15 protein-coding genes are annotated in these 18,352 nt (G+C 60.5%); 7 read left to right on the plus strand and 8 right to left on the minus strand.

All coding sequences use genetic code 11. The features are described 5' to 3' along the window. Nucleotides 1-12: 12 nt before the first annotated feature. A complete protein-coding gene (locus M5B44_RS10250; RefSeq protein ID WP_248739085.1) occupies nucleotides 13-1,002 on the minus strand; it encodes a zinc-dependent alcohol dehydrogenase family protein in 990 nt (329 codons plus the stop codon). A gap of 168 nt (nucleotides 1,003-1,170) precedes the next feature. Between M5B44_RS10250 and M5B44_RS10255 the strand changes: the two genes are divergently transcribed. Further along, on the plus strand, nucleotides 1,171-2,061 hold the full coding sequence (locus M5B44_RS10255; protein ID WP_085733973.1) for a LysR family transcriptional regulator: 891 nt from the start codon (nucleotides 1,171-1,173) through the stop codon (nucleotides 2,059-2,061). Nucleotides 2,062-2,098: 37 nt separating this feature from the next. On the opposite strand, the gene M5B44_RS10260 is transcribed toward M5B44_RS10255, so the two are convergent. The 5 genes from M5B44_RS10260 to M5B44_RS10280 all read right to left on the minus strand — a co-directional run bounded on the left by M5B44_RS10260 (nucleotide 2,099) and on the right by M5B44_RS10280 (nucleotide 6,565). Further along, nucleotides 2,099-3,073 carry a hypothetical protein gene (locus tag M5B44_RS10260; RefSeq protein ID WP_248739086.1) on the minus strand — a complete coding sequence of 325 codons (975 nt, stop codon included), beginning with the start codon at nucleotides 3,071-3,073 and terminating at the stop codon, nucleotides 2,099-2,101. A 79-nt stretch (nucleotides 3,074-3,152) separates the two neighbouring features. Continuing rightward, complete coding sequence (locus M5B44_RS10265; protein ID WP_248739087.1) at nucleotides 3,153-3,698, minus strand: GNAT family N-acetyltransferase; 546 nt, start codon at nucleotides 3,696-3,698, stop codon at nucleotides 3,153-3,155. Between the two features lie 147 nt (nucleotides 3,699-3,845). Continuing rightward, on the minus strand, nucleotides 3,846-4,682 hold the full coding sequence (locus M5B44_RS10270) for a suppressor of fused domain protein (RefSeq protein ID WP_248739088.1): 837 nt from the start codon (nucleotides 4,680-4,682) through the stop codon (nucleotides 3,846-3,848). Further along, nucleotides 4,679-5,572, minus strand: coding sequence for a hypothetical protein (locus tag M5B44_RS10275; RefSeq protein WP_248739089.1), 894 nt, complete (start codon nucleotides 5,570-5,572; stop codon nucleotides 4,679-4,681). The genes M5B44_RS10270 and M5B44_RS10275 overlap by 4 nt, the downstream gene beginning before the upstream one ends. A gap of 90 nt (nucleotides 5,573-5,662) precedes the next feature. Next, nucleotides 5,663-6,565, minus strand: a complete 903-nt coding sequence (locus M5B44_RS10280; RefSeq protein ID WP_248739090.1) for a LysR family transcriptional regulator — start codon at nucleotides 6,563-6,565, stop codon at nucleotides 5,663-5,665. Nucleotides 6,566-6,689: 124 nt separating this feature from the next. Between M5B44_RS10280 and M5B44_RS10285 the strand changes: the two genes are divergently transcribed. Further along, nucleotides 6,690-8,132, plus strand: coding sequence for an aldehyde dehydrogenase family protein (locus tag M5B44_RS10285; protein ID WP_248739091.1), 1,443 nt, complete (start codon nucleotides 6,690-6,692; stop codon nucleotides 8,130-8,132). 20 nt (nucleotides 8,133-8,152) lie between these two features. On the opposite strand, the gene M5B44_RS10290 is transcribed toward M5B44_RS10285, so the two are convergent. Then, nucleotides 8,153-9,715, minus strand: a complete 1,563-nt coding sequence (locus tag M5B44_RS10290) for a sensor domain-containing diguanylate cyclase (protein ID WP_248739092.1) — start codon at nucleotides 9,713-9,715, stop codon at nucleotides 8,153-8,155. A gap of 225 nt (nucleotides 9,716-9,940) precedes the next feature. On the opposite strand from M5B44_RS10290, the gene ycaC reads away from it, so the two are divergent. From ycaC to M5B44_RS10315, 5 genes are all read left to right on the plus strand, one after another. Continuing rightward, a complete protein-coding gene (gene ycaC / locus M5B44_RS10295) occupies nucleotides 9,941-10,573 on the plus strand; it encodes an isochorismate family cysteine hydrolase YcaC (protein WP_065261269.1) in 633 nt (210 codons plus the stop codon). 187 nt (nucleotides 10,574-10,760) lie between these two features. Then, entirely contained in the window at nucleotides 10,761-11,882 is a 1,122-nt protein-coding gene (locus M5B44_RS10300; RefSeq protein ID WP_248739093.1) for an AAA family ATPase, read from the plus strand. After that, nucleotides 11,879-12,313: a hypothetical protein gene (locus tag M5B44_RS10305; protein WP_248739094.1), complete on the plus strand. Its 435-nt coding sequence runs from the start codon at nucleotides 11,879-11,881 to the stop codon at nucleotides 12,311-12,313. The genes M5B44_RS10300 and M5B44_RS10305 overlap by 4 nt, the downstream gene beginning before the upstream one ends. After that, on the plus strand, nucleotides 12,313-14,148 hold the full coding sequence (locus M5B44_RS10310; protein WP_248739095.1) for a hypothetical protein: 1,836 nt from the start codon (nucleotides 12,313-12,315) through the stop codon (nucleotides 14,146-14,148). The genes M5B44_RS10305 and M5B44_RS10310 overlap by 1 nt, the downstream gene beginning before the upstream one ends. Continuing rightward, complete coding sequence (locus tag M5B44_RS10315) at nucleotides 14,141-17,074, plus strand: bpX6 domain-containing protein (RefSeq protein WP_248739096.1); 2,934 nt, start codon at nucleotides 14,141-14,143, stop codon at nucleotides 17,072-17,074. Before M5B44_RS10310 ends, M5B44_RS10315 begins: the two co-directional genes overlap by 8 nt. Here the strand turns inward: M5B44_RS10315 and M5B44_RS10320 are convergent. Then, on the minus strand, nucleotides 17,067-18,350 hold the full coding sequence (locus tag M5B44_RS10320; protein WP_248739097.1) for an NAD(P)/FAD-dependent oxidoreductase: 1,284 nt from the start codon (nucleotides 18,348-18,350) through the stop codon (nucleotides 17,067-17,069). The two genes, M5B44_RS10315 and M5B44_RS10320, sit on opposite strands and share 8 nt — an antisense overlap. Between the last annotated feature and the right edge of the window lie 2 nt (nucleotides 18,351-18,352).

Consider the following 18,352-nt stretch of genomic DNA (forward strand, 5'->3'; position numbering starts at 1 on the left):
CGGATCATATCCTTAAACGGTCACGACAATCTTTCCGACCTGCTGATTGGCTTCAAGAAAGCGATGCGCTTCCTGAATGTCCTCAAGGGCGAACGTTTTCGCAATGATCGGTTGCAGAGCGCCTGATGCGAGGCCGTCGCCAATGAACGCCTTGGCCCGGGCCAGCGCCGCAGGATTCGCGACGATCTCTGCGTAGAGATAGCCCTTGAGCGTCAGGCTTTTACCCAGCACGGTGAACAGCGGGAACGGCGTAGGTTCCGGGCTCAATGCGCCGTACTCGAGCAGAATGCCGCCTCGGGCCATGCTCTGGGTGAGCTGTTCGAAACCGGGGCCGCCAATCGGATCGAACACTACGCGCGCGCCCTGGCCATCGGTCAGGGCCATGACGGCGGCGACGATATCCTCTTCATCGCTGACGATGACGTGCGCGGCGCCGGCATCCAGCAAGGCTTGCTTCTTGGCGCGGGTGCGGGTTACGGCAATCGAAGTCGCGCCGACCATTCGGGCAATCTGGAAGGCTGCCAGGCCGACGCTGCTGGAGGCGGCAGTGACCAGCACAAAATCGTTTTTCGTCAGTCTGGCCTGTTCGACGAGCGCGCCCCACGCGGTGACGTACTGCATCCAGGATGCAGCAGCCTGTTCAAAAGACAGGTTCGACGGGTGTTTGACTGTCAGCTCGGCGGGAACGTTGGCCAGTTCGCCGTAGGTACCCCATTTGGCGATGTCCAGCGGCGGAATCAGGCTGACCGCATCGCCGACCTTGAACTCGCTGACGCCGGCACCGACGGCAGCCACCACGCCGGCGGCTTCATAACCGAGGCGGCTGGGAAATTGCGCTTCCTGCAGGTAGGCGTGATTGCGGAACATGACCTCGGCCCGATTCAACCCGAAAGCCTTGACCTCGATTTGCACCTCTCCGGATGCCGGCGCCGGCACTTCGACCGATTCCAGTTTCAAAACGCTTGCGTCGCCGTATTCATGAATCCTGACAATGCGTGCCATGGTTACCTCTTCTGTGATCAATGAGGCCGGTGTGGCCGGCCTTAGTTCGAGTAAAAAAAACGCGCCTGTTGCCGTTGTGCGCGTCGTTTCCATGGCCGCCAATTTAGGCTTTGGCCCGGGTCGGATAAAGACCTACGATAGCGCAACACTAGAAACACAGGGTTTCCAATGGATCGCCTCACCTTGATGGCCGTCTTCGTCAAAGCGGTGGAGCTTGGCTCCTTCAGCGCGGTGGCCGATGAGCTCAATCTGTCCCCGCAACTGGTCGGCAAACAGGTCAAGATGCTCGAGCAGCATCTGGGTGTCTCGCTGCTCAATCGCACGACCCGCAAACAGAGCCTGACCGACTTCGGCCGTACGTTCTATCAACGGGCGAAGCTGATCCTGGCCGACATGGACGCCGCCGAAGAAATGGCTGCGATGACCCGAGGCGTGCCCAGTGGCCGGCTCAGAATCAACGCACCGGTCACCTTTGGCGTCAGCACGCTGGCGCCTCGACTGCTGGAGTACATGGTCAGGTATCCGCAGGTGTCGGTGGACCTGACCCTGTCCAATGAACTCGTTGACCTGCTGGAGGGCGGGTATGACGTGGTGTTTCGAATCGGTGAACTGTCTGACAGCGGCCTGAAGGCATTGCCTTTGAAGCCATATCAAATGGTGCTGTGCGCGGCGCCTGCCTATCTGGCCAGGCGTCCACCGATCACGACCCCGCTGGATCTGCAGGAACATGAATGCCTGGCGTTCGCCTATTCCGACGGTCGTTCCCACATTCGCCTGGAAGGGCCGGACGGTTGCATCGACGTGCCGATTAAAAGCAGATTGACGATCAATCAGGCCGACCCGTTGCTGTCGGCGGCGGTGGCCGGGCTGGGTGTGGTGCTGTTGCCGCTGGAGCTGGTCAAGGATGCGCTGAGAAGCGGAACGCTGGTCGGGCTGCTGCCGGACTACAACGTTCCGGTTTCCCCGATGAATCTTCTGTACGCACCGGACCCTCGGTTGACGCCCAAGCTGCGAAGCTTCGTGGATTTTGCGAGGGCTGTGTTTGGCGCTGGTGCGTGAAAGGGCAGCGAAGCGTGATCAGCTTCCATCGTTCAATTCATTCCGAGCCTGTCAGCAAACCCGGATCGAACGAAGTATTGGCGATCGTTGCCACGTCGGGTTCAGCTTCCCATTCCACGGTGTCACCTGCGATTTCGCGCACGATCCACTGCTGTGGCGCGGTCCACGAGAGTTCGATGAAAGGGCCATTGAGCGCCTTGCTTGCAATCAACAGCGCGACCTCATCGGCCGGGCCCGGGCACATGCCACCGACGGCCATGGGCACGCGTTCGCCTATCAGACGGGTGAGCAGGCACAGTCGCTCGGCGTGGGAATTGAAGGGAACTCGATGCTCCGCGTCTGCGTAATCCATCATTTGCAGATAGCCCGATTCGTCCGCTGTCGAATGGATGAGTGCGAGATGAAAGGGTGCCTGGCCCTGGCCTTTTGCATAACGTGATTTGATGACTGCGATTTCCTGAATTGGCGGGTTTGAACGTGTCGGGACACTGGTCAATCCGGTTTTGATTTGTCTGCCGCACCTTGTCATCCAGTTCCAGTTCAGAAATCCTCCGGTGAACGCCAGCAGTTCCTGATCGATCTGTTCGACTGTTGCATTTATCCCGGCTTGGGCCAGATCGTAGGCATCATCGAAGTAGCCGCACAGGGCAAGTGCCTCCGTAAAACTGTCATTGTCCCTCGCCCAGACTTGATACATCCCTTCAGCCAGCGCTCTGGCGAAGCCAGGATTGTCGAGAAGCATTTTGTGCGCATCGGCCAGAATGTAAGGCAGTAGCTCTGCGGTGGTCATGGCGGGACGTGCGATTCGTAATAATTGACTCGCGGTGTCGAAACGATTTGATTCGCCCATCAGTGCGAGTTCTATCAGCGCATAGGCAGGGTTTGCCTGGTCCTGGATCTGCGCATTCGCCCACTGCACGATGTCCGGGACGTCAAGTGTACGGAGTTCCAACGCGAGCTTCAGGTAGGCGACTTGTTCGCTCAAGGGCACATCGGATGCAGAAACTGTCATGCGGTTCTCAAATGTTCAGGCGTAGGGGCAGAGTGTTTAACAGGCAAATGATGGGTACGATGCAGTTCCATCCCGAACTTCAGGCGTGTTGTTGCGACGCAGCCCATTGCTCCCTGGTCAGCCCGTAACACTTGCACCAGGCCGGTGTCGTGGACAGCGTCAGCTCGGCATCGTACAAGTGCACCGCACCGATCTTCATGGCGGCTTTCTGCGAGCGGATGTTTGACGGTGCGATGTGAAGATAGACCGTGTCGTACACCTTGAAGGCGTGTTCCAGCATCAGTTGCTTCAGTTCGCGATTGGTCTCGCCACCCCATTTCGCCCGCACCAGAAAGGTATATCCGATGGCGATACTGTCCGGCAGGTCGGGCGGTGTGTAGTAACTCGACATGCCCACGATCAGCCCCGTATCGATATCAATGACGACCAGGGTTTTGCCGGTGGCCAGCCGCGCGGCGAAGTACGTTTCGAATACCGGCCGCTCATGGCGGTCGCTGGCGGGGTGGCCTGCCCAGATGTGCGGGTCCGAGGCCGCCAGAAACAGGCCTTCAAAATCGTTTTCGGTCAGAGGCCTGAGCCTCAGCGTGCTCCCGCATAAAACGGGTTGGCAGTCGAAGTCGCGCACTTGAATGGGTTCCTTTCCAGTTGAATCGTGGGAAGGGAACCAGTCTAGAGTCACGGATCCTCAAGAAAAGATCCAATGCGCCTGATATTGATGGAGCCATCGTGCTCAATCTTGAGATCTACGGTTTCGACGCTTGAATCGCCGCCGTCATACAACGCTCTCACGTTGCAGGCTGCTCATATACCCGATGCCCGCAGCCTTCAAACGGTTCACCAGGTCATCGCGCGCTGCGCGTCCACCCGAACGAATGTATTCAAGCTCCGACGCTGTGATCAACACCACGGGAACCATTCTGACCGGGGATAGAGGCATGTCATCCAGTCGGGTAGGGAAGTCCGGTTCAGGGGCGCCCAGCAGGACGCCGGTTGAGTCGTCCTCCGTCACGAAATGTGCGGGCAGTTGATCACTCATGTGACTGGACAGGCTGAACCCGGGAATTTCGATGGATAGCGCACCGTACTGGTCGAGTCGGTGGGTTATTCCTCCAGCGTCTGCCACCGTTTTGGCAATGTGCTCCACCAGCTCGAATGCCCAGCTGCGCTGGAAAAGGTCGACATCACCCAAGGGACCACGGGCGTGCTCGGGTATATCGGCGGTTTCCAGGAACAACTCCATCTCGAAACCGTTGCCCGTCCCCTCAGCATCATCATCGAAAGGGTCCGACAGGCCTTCGGTGGCGATGATTATGTTGTCGCCACGGCGAATGACCCGGTAGGCCTGACGCGTCGAGGGCCAGTAAGGGCCGCCGGAAAAGCTCGGGCTGATCATGTAGGCAAGGACATCCCGCTCCACGGTGCCGATAGATCCCCAGTAGCGATCCAGACATGCTGCACCGGCCGTTCTGGCTGCCATGTTTGCTGCTTCAGCCTCGTTCAGGTCGCCGGTAGTCACCAGTTCTTGCAGCTGGAGGGCTTGTGGTGGGGCCTGGGTGTCCTGGTTGAAAGGACGTTTCAATGAGTCGAGAAGCTTCTTGAACAAATTCATGTGCGTTCCTTGCTGGTGTTGAGCGGTGCGGGCTCTTTCTTTTCGGTAGCCGGAGCTTTTTCCTGATGTTTCCCCACGTGGTTTTTCCACGGGAAGTACTTAACAAAAACCGAGCGATTGATTACTCCGGATTCTCCCACCTGAAACCCGGGCATGTGTTGCAGATCAAGCTGTAAGCACTGAGCCGCAAGTGCCTTTTGTAACGCGGGATCCGGGTGAAAGGACTCTGGACGGGAATAGCTTTTCTCAAGCGTCACATCGCAACGTGTGACTTGGCCCTTTGCGTTAGCCGTGAAATCAAAGTGGGCGCTTCCGAACGCGTTGATTGAGTGCCCGGCCAGCAGGTTGTCCCAGAAAAAGCGGCTTGCAAGACCAGCCTTCCGGTGTCCCAGGTCGTAATCGGAAATGGATGAAACATCGCCCTGGGCGATCAATGGCGCGATGATCTCAAGGGAGCCGTCGACCGGGCTCTGGAGATCTTCCGGGATGGTTGACCAGATCTCGCTCCAGCACACATCGGTTACAAGATTGGCGAAGTCGGCTGGGGAATCCGGCTCAGTTGACCGCGCCTCGCAGAGCAATACGTCACCTTGCCGGCTGAGTTTCATCCGCAACTTAACGCTGCCTCGTAGGCCTTCGCTATTCGCCAGAAACACTTTCTCGGCCAAGGTGTTACGTAAAACCCTGATATAGCGCCTTGCCTCCATCGCGTTGATTTCTTTTGAAGTCATATACGTTGGAGCGGACTTGCCACCACTGTCCATCCAGGCATTGATTCGCTGGTCAGTGGTCAGCTGGTGACAGCCAGAAAGGGAAGCCAGGCCTGTCAGGAAAAGCAGCGGCGAGATCAGCCGACAATCGATCCATGATTTCAATGTATTGCTGATCACTCATCTGTTCCTTGAAAAAACGAGGCGCCATTTTGCCTTGAAGCCAGACCGCCGTACATTTGCAACGCACATCTCGATTGATCGCAAGAATCAAACCGGACTCGGCCGCAACTCGTGCACCAGATCAATCAGCGCACGCAACCGCGCCGGCACAAAGCGATGGCCCGAGTAGTAAAGCCTCAACCCGCCAAACGACGGACACCACGGCATCAGCACCGGCACCAGTGCGCCGCTGGCCAGTTCTTCCTGGATGAACCACTCGGAAATGAAACCGATACCCAGGCCCAGCACCACGGCCTGTTTGATGGCCAGCAATTCGTTGAACACGAAGCGCGTCGGCAGATCCATCTGCAATTTCTCGCCGTCGCGTTCCAGCTCCCAGTGATAGAGACCGCCGTGGGCCATGCGCATGCCGATGCTCTGGTGGGTGAGCAGATCCCGTGGGTGTTCCGGCACGCCATGGCGTTTGAGGTACTCCGGCGTTGCCACCATGAGCATGCGGATGTCGCCTGACAGCGCCACCGCAATCATGTCTTGCGGCACGGACTCTGCCAGGCGGATCCCGGCGTCGAAGCCCCCGGCGACGATGTCGACCATGCTGGCCTCGCTGACGACGTCGATGCGAACCTCGGGATAACGTCGGGCGTACTGATTGAGCAGCGGCTCCAGCAGCAGATAGGCCGCGCCGTGCGGCGCGTTGATGCGCAGTGTGCCGCTGGGTTCGTCGAGACCGACGCTGGCCTCTTCGCCGGCACTCTTGATCTGCGCCAGGGCCGGGGCGATGCGCTCCACATAGCGCTGCCCGATGTCGGTGAGGGCAACGCTGCGTGTGGAGCGATTGAACAGGCGCACCTTCAGCCGCGCTTCGAGGCCGGCCACGGCGCTGCTCACGGCGGTAGTGGACATGCCCAGTTCCTGTGCCGCGCCGCGAAAACTGTTGCGCCGGGCGACGGCCAGTACCACTTCCAGCTCGGTCATTCCTGTTCTGTGCATGGATTGTCCTGAAAATAGGGATGCTTCATCAGTCAAAGGATAGCTTATCGGAACAATCAACCCTTCTTAGACTTCGCTCCATCGAGGCTCGCTTCAAGCGAGTCATTTTCAGCGAGGAGTTGTCATGCAGCGCATTGAACACATCTACATCAACGGCGAGTACGTCCTCCCACACGGCCAGGAGTGGTTCGACCTCCATAACCCGAGCACCGAGCAAGTCATCGGTCAGGTCCGGTTGGGCGATGCACTCGATGCCCGGCGCGCCATCGCCGCCGCCAAGGCTGCATTCCCGGCCTGGTCTCGTACCACGCGCGAAGAGCGCATCGCCGCCCTGCAACGCATACACAAGGCCGTGGCGGCCAGAGAGGAAGAACTGCTGGAAGCCATCCTTGAGGAGTACGGCTCGCCCGCGGTTCGCGGGCGCTGGATGGCGACGTACCCGGCGGACGTGATTGCGCAAGCGATCGAGGCACTGGAGGCGTTCGACTTCGAAGAGCAGGCCGGCATGGCCAAGGTCATTCTGACGCCCGTGGGCGTGACTGGCCTGATCACGCCGTGGAACAGCAATGCCGGCTTCATCTGCAACAAGCTGGCCACCGCACTGGCGGCGGGCTGCACCGCCGTCATCAAGCCCAGCGAGATGAGCGCGTTGCAGACGCAGGTCGTGCTCCGGGCGTTGCATGAAGCGGGGCTGCCACCGGGTGTCTTCAACATCGTCAACGGACGAGGCGACGTGGTTGGCGAGGAGATCGCCCGCCATCCCGACGTGGCCAAGATCTCGTTCACGGGGTCGTCCGCGGTCGGTCAGCATCTGGTCAGAGCCGGCGCTGACACCCTGAAGCGCGTGACCCTGGAACTCGGTGGCAAGTCACCGACCGTAGTACTCGATGACGCGGATTTTCAGGCAGTCATGCCGCTGGCACTGCACGCCGGATTCCTCAACAGCGGCCAGGCCTGCATCGCCGGCACTCGCATTCTTGTCCCGCGTTCACGGCTCGCGGAGTTCGAGCAGGTCGCGAAAGAGGGCGTCGCACAGTTTCAATCGGGCGACCCGCGCAACGCCGACACCGATATCGGCCCGATGGTCAGCCAGAAACAATGGGAGCGGGTGCAGCGCTACATCCGTATCGGCCAGGAGGAGGGTGCGAGGTTGCTGGCGGGTGGCGAAGGTCGTCCGCAAGGCCTGCACGCCGGATGGTTCGTCAAACCCACGATCTTCACCGACGCCAACAACCAGATGCGGATCGCGCGCGAGGAAATCTTCGGCCCCGTGCTGACGATCATCCCTTACGAAGACGACGCCGATGCGATCCGCATTGCCAACGATACGGACTATGGGCTGAGCGCCCTGGTGCTGGGCCAGAATCCCGAACGTTGTGTGAACATTGCCCGTCAGATCGATTCGGGACGCGTGCTCATCAACACCCTGGCCCACGAACCGCGCGCTCCTTTTGGTGGCTTCAAACACTCGGGCCTGGGGCGTGAAATGGGCAAGTGGGGGATGAGTGCGTATCTGGAACCGAAGACGTTGATCACGGTTCTTCCGAAACCGGCCCGTGAAGATTGATCGATATCGAGCGCCATCGATCACACCGACTCATCCGCCGAACAGCAACGATTGCGCCCCAGCCGCTTCGCCTGATACAGGCAGGTATCCGCCGACTTCAGCAGCATCGCCGGCGTCACCGCGTCGTCAAGCGGATGACGGGTCGCAATGCCGGCGCTGGCGGTCACGTAGCCGAGGGGATGCCCGGTGTGTTCCAGTTCCAGCGAGCGGATGGCTTGCAGGATGTCCTCGGCGACCTGGATGGCGCCGGCGTTTTCGGTGTTGGGCAGCAGCACGGTGAATTCTTCGCCACCGTAGCGCACGGCGAGGTCGCCGGGGCGTTTGACCGCTTGCTGGATCGCCCGCCCGACGGCGTTCAGGCAGTCGTCGCCGGCGGCGTGGCCGTAGCGGTCGTTGTAGCGTTTGAAGTGGTCGACATCGAGCATGATCAACGACAGCGACGAGCCCTGACGGCGCGCCAGACGAATCTCGTCTGCCAGTGTGTTGTCCAGGCGCCGACGGTTGCCGAGGCCGGTGAGGCTGTCGGTCAGTGCCATGTCGCGCATGGCCTGGTGGGCGGAACGGATTTCCCGTTCCATCGCGATCCGCTGGCGCAACTGGCTCAGTACGATCAGTCCAAAACCGGCGAGGACCAGAATCAGGAAAATCAGCACGAAGCCGTTTTTCAGCAAATCCCGACGCCAAGGTGCGGTGATGGAATCTTTCGATAAACCGGCCTCCACCACCAGCGGATAGGTGGTCAGGGCGCGATAGCCATACAGACGCTCGGTGTCATCGACCACCGCCCGGATCTGGGCAATACCTTCGTTGGAGGCGGGCAGGTAGGTCTTGAAGATCTCGCTGTTCGCCAGGCTTTTGCCCACCACGGAGGCGATGAAAGGGCGGCGAACCAGAATCGTCCCGTCACGCATGGCCAGCACCAGTGCGCCTTTGTCATCGATCCGGAAATCACCGTAATAGTCGACGAAGTAACTGACCTTGACCGTCCCCAGCAGCACGCCGGCGAACGAGCCATCGGGGTTGTTCAAACGGCGGGAGATGGGAATGATCAGGTCATGGGTGGAGCGGCTCTCGACTACCTGGCCGATGCGCACTTGCCGATCCTCATGGGTGCGGTGGTACTCGAAATAATCGCGGTCGGCATTGTTGGCCATTTCCGGGGTGACCTCTTTGTCGGTCACGATCCAGTGGCCGTCCGGGCCGTAGATGAACAGGCCGTGCAGCTGCGGCATGATTTTCGATTGCTGCACCAGCAACTTGTGAATGCGCGGGACATCAAGGTTCTGCAGACCATCACCTTCGACACGCTCGGCCAGCCCGGCGGTGACCACATCGACCTGGCGAATCGTGTCCTCGGCGTGCTGGGCCGTGGCGCGGGCCAGGTTGGTCACCGAATCGCGCGCGGACGCAAAGACCGAACGATAGTCACGCCATGTCCGCCAGCTCTCGACTGCCAGAAACGCCACGACCACCACCAGCATGAAGCTGACGGTCAGCCGAAAGGTCGAACCGGCCTTCATCGCTTTGCCGGCGGGGCGCCGCGTGTCGTTCGCCGTGGGCGCTTGTGTGTTGCGTCCGAGCATCAACTTTTCCCTGGATGTCGTTCTGAACGTATTGCTGGCGAACATTATGACAAGGATCGGCGGGAAGGTCGGGACCGCCGTGCGATTGAGCCCCGGATTGAGTGGATTGTCTCGTTTGAGTTGACGGTTAAACGCTTTGCAGGTGATTTATCGCTTTCAGGCGAGTCATTAATCTGTGCCCATCTTGAACGCAAGCGAACTTCCACAACTAAAAAGGGATTCAATATGAGCACTGCAACCTACAACCGCCTGAACAAAGACGACGCCGTGGTTCTGCTGGTCGATCACCAGACCGGTCTGATTTCGCTGGTACAGGACTTCTCGCCGAACGAGTTCAAGAACAACGTGCTGGCACTGGCCGACCTGGCCAAATTCTTCGAGCTGCCGACCATCCTCACCACCAGTTTCGAGCAGGGTCCGAACGGCCCGCTGGTGCCGGAACTCAAGGAAATGTTCCCGGATGCGCCGTACATTGCCCGCCCGGGCCAGATCAACGCCTGGGACAACGAAGACTTCGTCAAGGCCATCAAGGCCACCGGCCGCAAGCAGATCATCATTGCCGGTGTCGTGACCGACGTGTGCGTGGCGTTCCCGACCTTGTCGGCGCTGGCGGAAGGGTTTGACGTGTTCGTGGTGACCGATGCCTCCGGCACCTTCAACACCACCGTGCAACAGGCCGCATGGAACCGCATGACCCAGGCCGGCGCACAAATGATGAACTGGTTCTCGGTGGCCTGTGAGCTGCACCGCGACTGGCGCAACGATATCGAAGGATTGGGCAATCTGCTGTCGCAGCGGATTCCGAACTACCGCAATTTGATGAATGGGTATGCGGCGCTGACGGCACACCAGAAATAACCCTTCGCGGACAACAGAAAGCCTGCCCTGAAAAGCAGGCTTTCGTCGTTCATACCGCAATCAAAAGGGAGTCAGTGCACACCTCGTCAGAAAATGATGGCATTGCGCCATTTATCTCGCTGATTGTCTTGTGACAGAGCCTTGCGCTCAGGCAGAATCCGCGGCTTCAGATTCAGGGAAGACCCCCATGATTGCTTCATTGCAGAGCGCAGCTGCGCAAATTCGCCAGGCCGTTCGTGTGGCCACCGAGGGCCTGGTGGGGCGTGAACAGTTGGCCGAGCTGATTGTCCTCGCCGCTGTCGCCCAGGAGCACATTCTGGTGGTCGGGCCGCCGGGCACAGCCAAGAGTGCGGTGGTGCGGCGAGTGGCGCAATCCATGGGGGGACGCTATTTCGAATACCTGTTGGGCCGCTTCACCGAGCCCTCTGAGCTATTCGGTGCCGTGGACCTGAAAAAGCTGCGCGAAGGCACGGTAGAAACCGACGTGACCGGCATGCTTCCCGAGGCCGACATTGTGTTTCTGGACGAAGTCTTTCTCGGGTCCACGGCCATTCTCAATACGCTGCTGGGTGTGCTCAACGAACGACGCTTTCGTCGCGGACACACTCAGATTCAATGCCCGTTGCGCGTCTGTGTTGGCGCCGCGAATGGTCTGCCGGAAGATGAAGCGCTGGCTGCGTTCGGTGACCGGTTCCTGTTGCACCTGTTTGTCGAGTCGGTACCGGACAATCAACTGGAGGCCATGCTGGCCGGTGGTTGGCAGTCCGAGCAGCGGCCGGTTCAGCAACTGCTCGGTTTGAGCCAGTTGGACACCCTTGGTCAGGCGCTGAAGAATGTCGATCTCACACAGGTTCGCCCTGTATTGGCCCAGGCCATTCGCCGTTTGCGTGAGGCCGGCATTCAGTTGTCGGACCGCCGTATCGTCAAATCCCAGCGGTTGATTGCCGCCGCCGCTTTGCTCGGTGGACGTCTGCAAGCCAGCGAAGCGGACCTGTGGCCCTTGCTGTATGTGCTGCCGACCAAAGAAACCCAGCAACATGGCCGTGAGGTTTTGCGGGAGATCTTCGCGCAGTCCAGCAACAGCCATCTGTTCAGTGCCGTGGAGGAGGCGACCTTGCAGCCGATGTCGCGGCTCAATCGCCTGCTGGAAACGGCGCAGGACTATCTGACGCGCGCCGAGCCGCCAGCGAGCCCTCTGCTTGAAGGATTGCTGCGCGAGATCGACGCCAACTTCGACAGCCAGACCATGCCGGCACAATTGCAGGAAGTCCGTGGGCAAATGACCCGCCTGATGACGTCCGCCGTATGAGTGTTTCGGCCAGGGCCTGGACCTGGCGTCCACGGTCGACGCCTGTCGAACCGCAAGCCGCTGTGGCCTGGGGGGATGCCGCCCGACACCTGCATGCCCGATTGCGGTTGATGCCTGTCGAGCAGGCATCACGCCTGCAAGCCACAGCCAATCGCGACATGCTGATGGTTTCGGGAGCGGCCGATGATCTGCCCTGGGTCGACGGCGTGGCATATGCCGCAACGGATGCCCGTGCACCGGGGCTCTGGCTTCCCACGCGTTGGGAGCCCGAGGTGCCAATCGATCTGTTGGGACAGGCGTTGTTCAACGCCTTTTCACGTGCGCCGCTGTTGCTCTGGCGCGATCCAGCGGTGGTGATTCCCCTTGATCGACAACTGCCGGTGACGGCGCAGCATCTGCAGAAAATCGATGCTTATTGGGCAGGACGCTGATGCAGTTACCCGATTCCTTGCACCCTTGGCGACAATGGCTGGAATGGTTTGCCCCGGAGCAGATGCCACTGTTCGGCGACCTGCTGGGTCGTCTCGACCCCATCCTTGGCCCTTTGCGCGGTCAGCATCAGGGCGGTGTGCCCGAGCCTGATGGCCTGGGTGATTTGCAACGCCGTGGTGCTTATGAGCGCCTGTTGTCCAGCGAATGGCTGCTGGCAGACGAAGTGCCCGAAGAATTCATGCGCCGGGTCGCCGTGGGAGAACACCTTTTTCTCGCCCCGCAATACCGCTCCCGGCAGGCCAATCGGCTGATTGTCGTTTTGTTTGATGCCGGCCCCTTGCAGTTGGGGGCCGCGCGCCTGGTGCATCTTGCCTTGCTGATCCTGCTGGCACGCCGCGCCCGGGAGGCGGGTGCAGAGTTGCGCTGGGGAATCCTGCAAGAGGCGCCTCGTCTCCATGAACTCGACACTTCGGCGCAACTCAAGCGTCTGCTCAGCGCTCGCACCTATCACACGGTGAGTGACGCGCATTGGCAGGCCTGGCGCGGGTGGCTCGCCGAGCAGCCGGATCAGGCCGGCGAATGCTGGGTCGTCGGCCAGCGCCTGCCCAAAACCGACAGCCAGTCCTGCACTCACCGGGTTCAGATCCATCGCAGCCTCGAAGGGCAGAGCCTGTCCTTCGAATTGCAGGCTGCGACAACCCGTCGTGTGTCGCTGCCGATTCCCGAAGAAGGTTCGGCCGTGCGGTTGCTCAGCGGTCAGTTCGAAGCTGAAGTGGTGGCAGCCGCACCGGCAGTCAAGGGCACAGTACCCCGGGTCGCCCTCAACCTGCCGCCGGTCATCTCCAGTGCCGGTACCCATGTAGCGCTTAAGTTGCTCGATGAAGAGGGCATGGTGGTGATAAAGCTGCCGACAGAGCACCAGAAAAAATCGCTGCAAGTGCGCCGCAACCTCTGGAGCACCGGGCGCGTGCCGCTGGCTGCAACTTTTTCGGGCCGCAACCTCGGCGCGGTATTGAGCCAGCACGACTGGCTCTGGTTCTGGAAAGTGCCCGGCTTGAGCGCTGTGGAGAAGCCCCCTCGCGAGCAACTGCAATTACCGCCTGGTACCGCCAGACTGCTGCCTGTCGTCTGGCTGAACGGTGGTCGAACCGGCCGCCTGTTCTTGCTGGATACTCAAGGACATCTGGCGTATTGGGAGGCCGCCAGCGGAGAGTCTCCGCCCCCGTCGCCACCCGCGAAAACCCGTCGCTGGGCCGACAACGTGCTGGGGCTGGCCAAGGTCGCCAATGAGACGATGGCGTATGTACGGAGTGACGGCGGCCGGTTATATGCCCATTCGGTTGGCGCCGAAGGCGCTGCATCGTGCGGTCATGTGATCGGCAATACCGAAGGCGTGAGCCAGGTGTTGTTTGCCGCCAGTCGACTGTGGCACCGGTCCTTCGGTGGTTGTGCGTTGCTCTCGGTCGATAATGGCAAACAGCGTTGGCAGATCATTTCGGCGACAGGCAGCTCGATGCCAGCCGAACGAGTCGATCTGGCCCATGGCTGGAAGGGGCTTGGACTGTTGCGTCAACACAAGGGTGACCCGTACTCGCTGGTCTTGATCGGCTCTGATCAGCAAACCGTTGCTCTGCATAGCGAAGGACAGCAGCGTGTCCTGTTCACCGCTGCCAGTGACATTGTCAAAATCAGCTTCTGCCCCATGAGTGGCCTGGTTGCAGCACTGACCAGCGCACGTGAGTTGCTGGTTTACTCGGTTCCCCTGCGTACCCTGCGCCTGCAGATTTTCTGCAACCAGGTGGCGGCAAAACACAAGGAAGGCGCCGATGCTTGAGCATGACGCAGCATTGATACGCCGTCCGGTGCTGACCGGGCATCAACAGATTGAAGGGCTTTGGTTTCCTGCCGAACGCTTTGATGAATCCGAGCGTGCGCGCCAGATCCTTGATCACTGGCAGACCGGCGCACGAGCCTACCGCTTCGACGATGGCGACTTGTTGCGTTTTCGTCAGCCGGTATCGGCCCAGTGTGATGCGCTGGTCGGATGGCCGCTGATCCGTCAGGGCCACACCTTGTGTTCGGCGCCGCTGACTCCGCAAGAGTTGGCCCGCCTGCCTGCCGCCGATGTCTGGCTGGTGCGCGGCAGCCACGTCAGCATTTTGCAACTGCGCGATGCAATAACGCTCGCACCTGGTGAGTGGATCGACGTCAGTACTTACACCCTGCTGGACACATTCGATTGCTGCAGCGCATTGCCGGAGCCGGCACCTGAACCTCGTGCGGTTTCTACCGATGTACGGGAAATTCTTGGTGGCGCGCTGGGGCCGGTCAGCCCCGAGCGCGAAGGGGTGATGCGAGCGCTGCTGGAACGTCCGCGCACGGCCGCCAAAAGTCAGCCCGACCAACCCGTAAAACCCTCGAACAGTGCCTGGAAAAGTACTGAAGAGGCGTCATGGCCGTGGCTGAAGCTCGGCGTGACCTTTCTGGTACTGGTGGCGTTGTTCTGGATGGGGACGCAGGGTCAAAGCAACGGACTGCCCCCGACACCGGTGGCCCCGGAGCACTCGGCACCCTCTGATATCGGCGCAGTGGTGCTGGGAACGGTGATCGGCTCGGTACTGTTCACCCTGTTGTTGATGGGCGTACGCAAACTTCTGCGTCCGGTGGAGCCTATATTGCCGGGGGCTGCACGGGCTCCTCAAGCATCGGCGCCCCCAGCGACGAAACCACCGATCGCACCGCGCGCCAGACCCGTCAGGCACAAACCCGCAATCTGGCGCCGCTTGTTGACCCGCCTGACGCAACACTCGCGTCTGTCGGCTTTGTATGGTCGACGTCAGGCCGACTATATGCGCCGGATGCTCGCGATGTTCGAGAATGGCGATCTGGAGGAAGCCCTGCGCCACGCCATTCCATTGGGCGGCGGGCAAGACAGCGTCGAGCAGGCGTTCGGCACGCCGCAGCGTCGTCAGGAACTGGCGATCAGTCAGCACCAGGGGCCGAGTCGTTCGATGCTGTTCGAAGAGGACCTGGAGTCCCACCTGCGGAAAATCTACCGACAGACGTTTGAACGTCTGGATCGCGAATTGCGAATCGAAGAGGCGGTGTTTGTCCTGGCCGAATTGCTGAAGGATCGTCAGGAAGCCCTCGATTATCTGGAAAAACACGGCCGACAGCAGCAGGCCGCTGATCTTGCACTCGCATGGGATATGCCGGCCGCCATGATCGTGCGTCTGCTGTGTCTGGCAGGCAACTGGGAGCGAGCATTACAGGTCGCCCGTCGTGACGATGCCTTCGCTGATGCCGTGCTGATGCTTCAGGAAAAATGGCCGGCAAATGCCGATGCCTTGCGCCTGGAATGGGCCAGGGCCTTGGTCGAAAAGGGCCTGTGGCTTCAAGCCGTGGAGGTTATCTGGAGTCTGCCTGCCGAGCGTGAACAGGCCACGCAATGGTTGCTCAATGCCGAAGCGGCCGGAGGACGGCTGGCGATGGGTGCACTGGTCAAGCGGGCCGTGTTGCTGCCCGACACCCTGGTGGCGTACGGGGCATGGATCGAGCAATTGCGGGACGATCCTCAGCGCTTCGCCGAGCGTGCCGCGCTGGCCGAGGCGTTGTTGCAGCAGAAGTCGGAGACCAATGCACTGGCATGGCTCGCCGGCGCCACGGTGCACGCCATCATCGCCGATCAGGCCTGTGACCACGGGCGGTTGACCCGGGATCAGTTGAAGGCGCTGATCAAAATGAGCAAGGACAAGCTGCTGCAAGCCGACCTGCCGGAGCAAGCGCTGCCGCGCGCCGCCCGTGTGTCACTGGAGCGTGTTGCCTCGGCTCTTGAGTGGGAGGCGCCAGACCGGGGCAATTTGCCCATTTTCGATGCGGTGCCGCTGGAGGATGCACGTTATCTGGTGGCCCTCGGGGAAGCCGGAGCGCTGGTCATCGATGCTGCCGGCAAAACGCTTTTCCATTTCCCGATACCGACGCAGACGATCGTCCTGGCCCATGGTCGGCAGGTAGCGCTTGCACTGGCGAGGCGCGACAACGTCTGGCGAATCAGCAAACTGGATCTGGTGAACGGAACCGTCAAGGATCTGGGTGTATTGATGCTCGACGTTTTTGCCCGATCATTCGATGGTACGGCGTGGACCATCGGTCGAGGTCAGCAGTTGCGAGTGGTCGACGTCGATCGCGGGTTTGAAACTCTCTGGCAGGTCAGTGATTTGCCCGGTCAGATCGTGAGTATGAAGGACGATGTTCAGAACGAATGCCTTTTACTGTCAGAGCCCGGGGTTGGCTGCCAGCTCTGGCGCTACCGACTGCCTGAACGTCGGCTGCAGAGTCGTGAGCCGTTACCCGAGGCGATCTTTCCTGAAGGTTTTCAGTTGTTCGATCGCTTCGGTGTGGTCATCGACGTGAGGCTTCAGTATCAGGACGAAGACGATCCGATACTGGTGCTGGAGCAGCGCGGCAGTCGCAAGGGTTACCGACTGCCCGGACACGTTGATGCGTTTGCCAATGAACCTCTCCTGCATGTGTTTCCTGTCGAGCACTGGTTCGTGATTGGCTACGGCGCCGAGGATCAGCAAAGTCGCTGGCGTTTTATCCATCGTACAAGCGACCAGGTCTGCGCAAGTCTGCAATGGCCGTCGCAAAATGTGCAGGTGCGATACCTCGGCGCCGATTGGTTACTGTTCGACCAGCAGGGCCGTTTGAGCCATATCAACGTCGATGAAGCCAGTCAGTGCAATATCTCCCTCAACTGACTGGCCCCGAGCGCTGGAAGCGAGCGAGCTTGTAAGGTTCGATCTTCGGTAGTACGTCACCTTTGCTTCCAGGTGAAGGTGAAACCATCCGTTCGACCAATTCCGCTGTCACTGCCGCTTGCGTCAAACCCAGATGCTGGTGACCGAAGGCAAGCAAAACCTTGCCTTCGCACACCTGATCGATGACCGGCAACGAGTCCGGCAGCGAAGGCCTGAACCCCATCCACGGTGTGGCCGCTTCTATACTCAACTCCTCACGAAACAACCCCTTGCTCAACCGATGCAACTGCCAGGCCCGCGCCATGGTCGGCGGTGCTTCGAGTCCGGCGAACTCGACGGTGCCCGCCAGGCGCAGTCCTTCGGACATTGGCGTCATGATGAACTTGCGTTCCAGTGATGTGACGGGGAAGGGCAACCGGTTGTGTTCCTGCGGCAGCATCAGGTGATAACCGCGTTCGGTGTCCAGCGGCACTTTCTTGCCGGTCAGCGTGGTTGTCAGCCTGGCCGAGTGGGCACCGCAGGCGATCAGTACTCGACGGGCATTCAGGCTGCCGCTTCCGGTCTTGAGCGAAACGCCCTGTGCATTCAGTTGTCCGCCCTCGACCCGTTGTTTCACAAACTGCACGCCGCTGGCCTTGGCGGCGCTGACCAGTTCGCACACCACCCGGTACGGATCGATGAAGTGCCCGGTGCTCGGGAAAAACAATCCGCCCTGCAGGTGTTCGCTCAGTTGCGGCGCGGTGTCACGCACCGCAGATGCCTGCCATAAGTCGACCGGGACCTGTTGCTGACGCAAGCGCGCCTGCAACGCTTCAATGGCCGGGCGCGAATCGGGCCGTTCGAACACCAGCAGCGAACCTTCCACCTTCAGCAGCTCGGGGCGCTGGATGTCACCGAGCAACCGGTGCCAGGCCTCCAGCGAACTCTCATTGAGCGCTCGCAGACCTGCCACGGTGCGCTGGAACGGCGCCGACCGCAGATTCAGCAGCAGGCGAGTGAACCAGGGCAGGGCGCAGGGCAGGTATTTCCAGTCCAGGCGCAGCGGCCCCATCGGGTCCATGAGCATGGCCGGCAAGCGCTTGAGGATCGACAGGTCGGCAATCGGAAACACCTGCTCGGTGGCCAGGTGCCCTGCATTGCCGAACGATGCGCCGTGGCCGGGCTCCTGCGGGTCGATCACGACCACCTGCAAACCCTGCTTCGCCAGACGCAGGGCGCAGGCAACGCCGATGATGCCGGCGCCGACCACGGCGATGTCATGGGTGATGTTCGGCATGG

Source organism: Pseudomonas sp. MWU12-2029, from assembly GCF_023242425.1.
Lineage (GTDB): Bacteria > Pseudomonadota > Gammaproteobacteria > Pseudomonadales > Pseudomonadaceae > Aquipseudomonas > Aquipseudomonas kribbensis.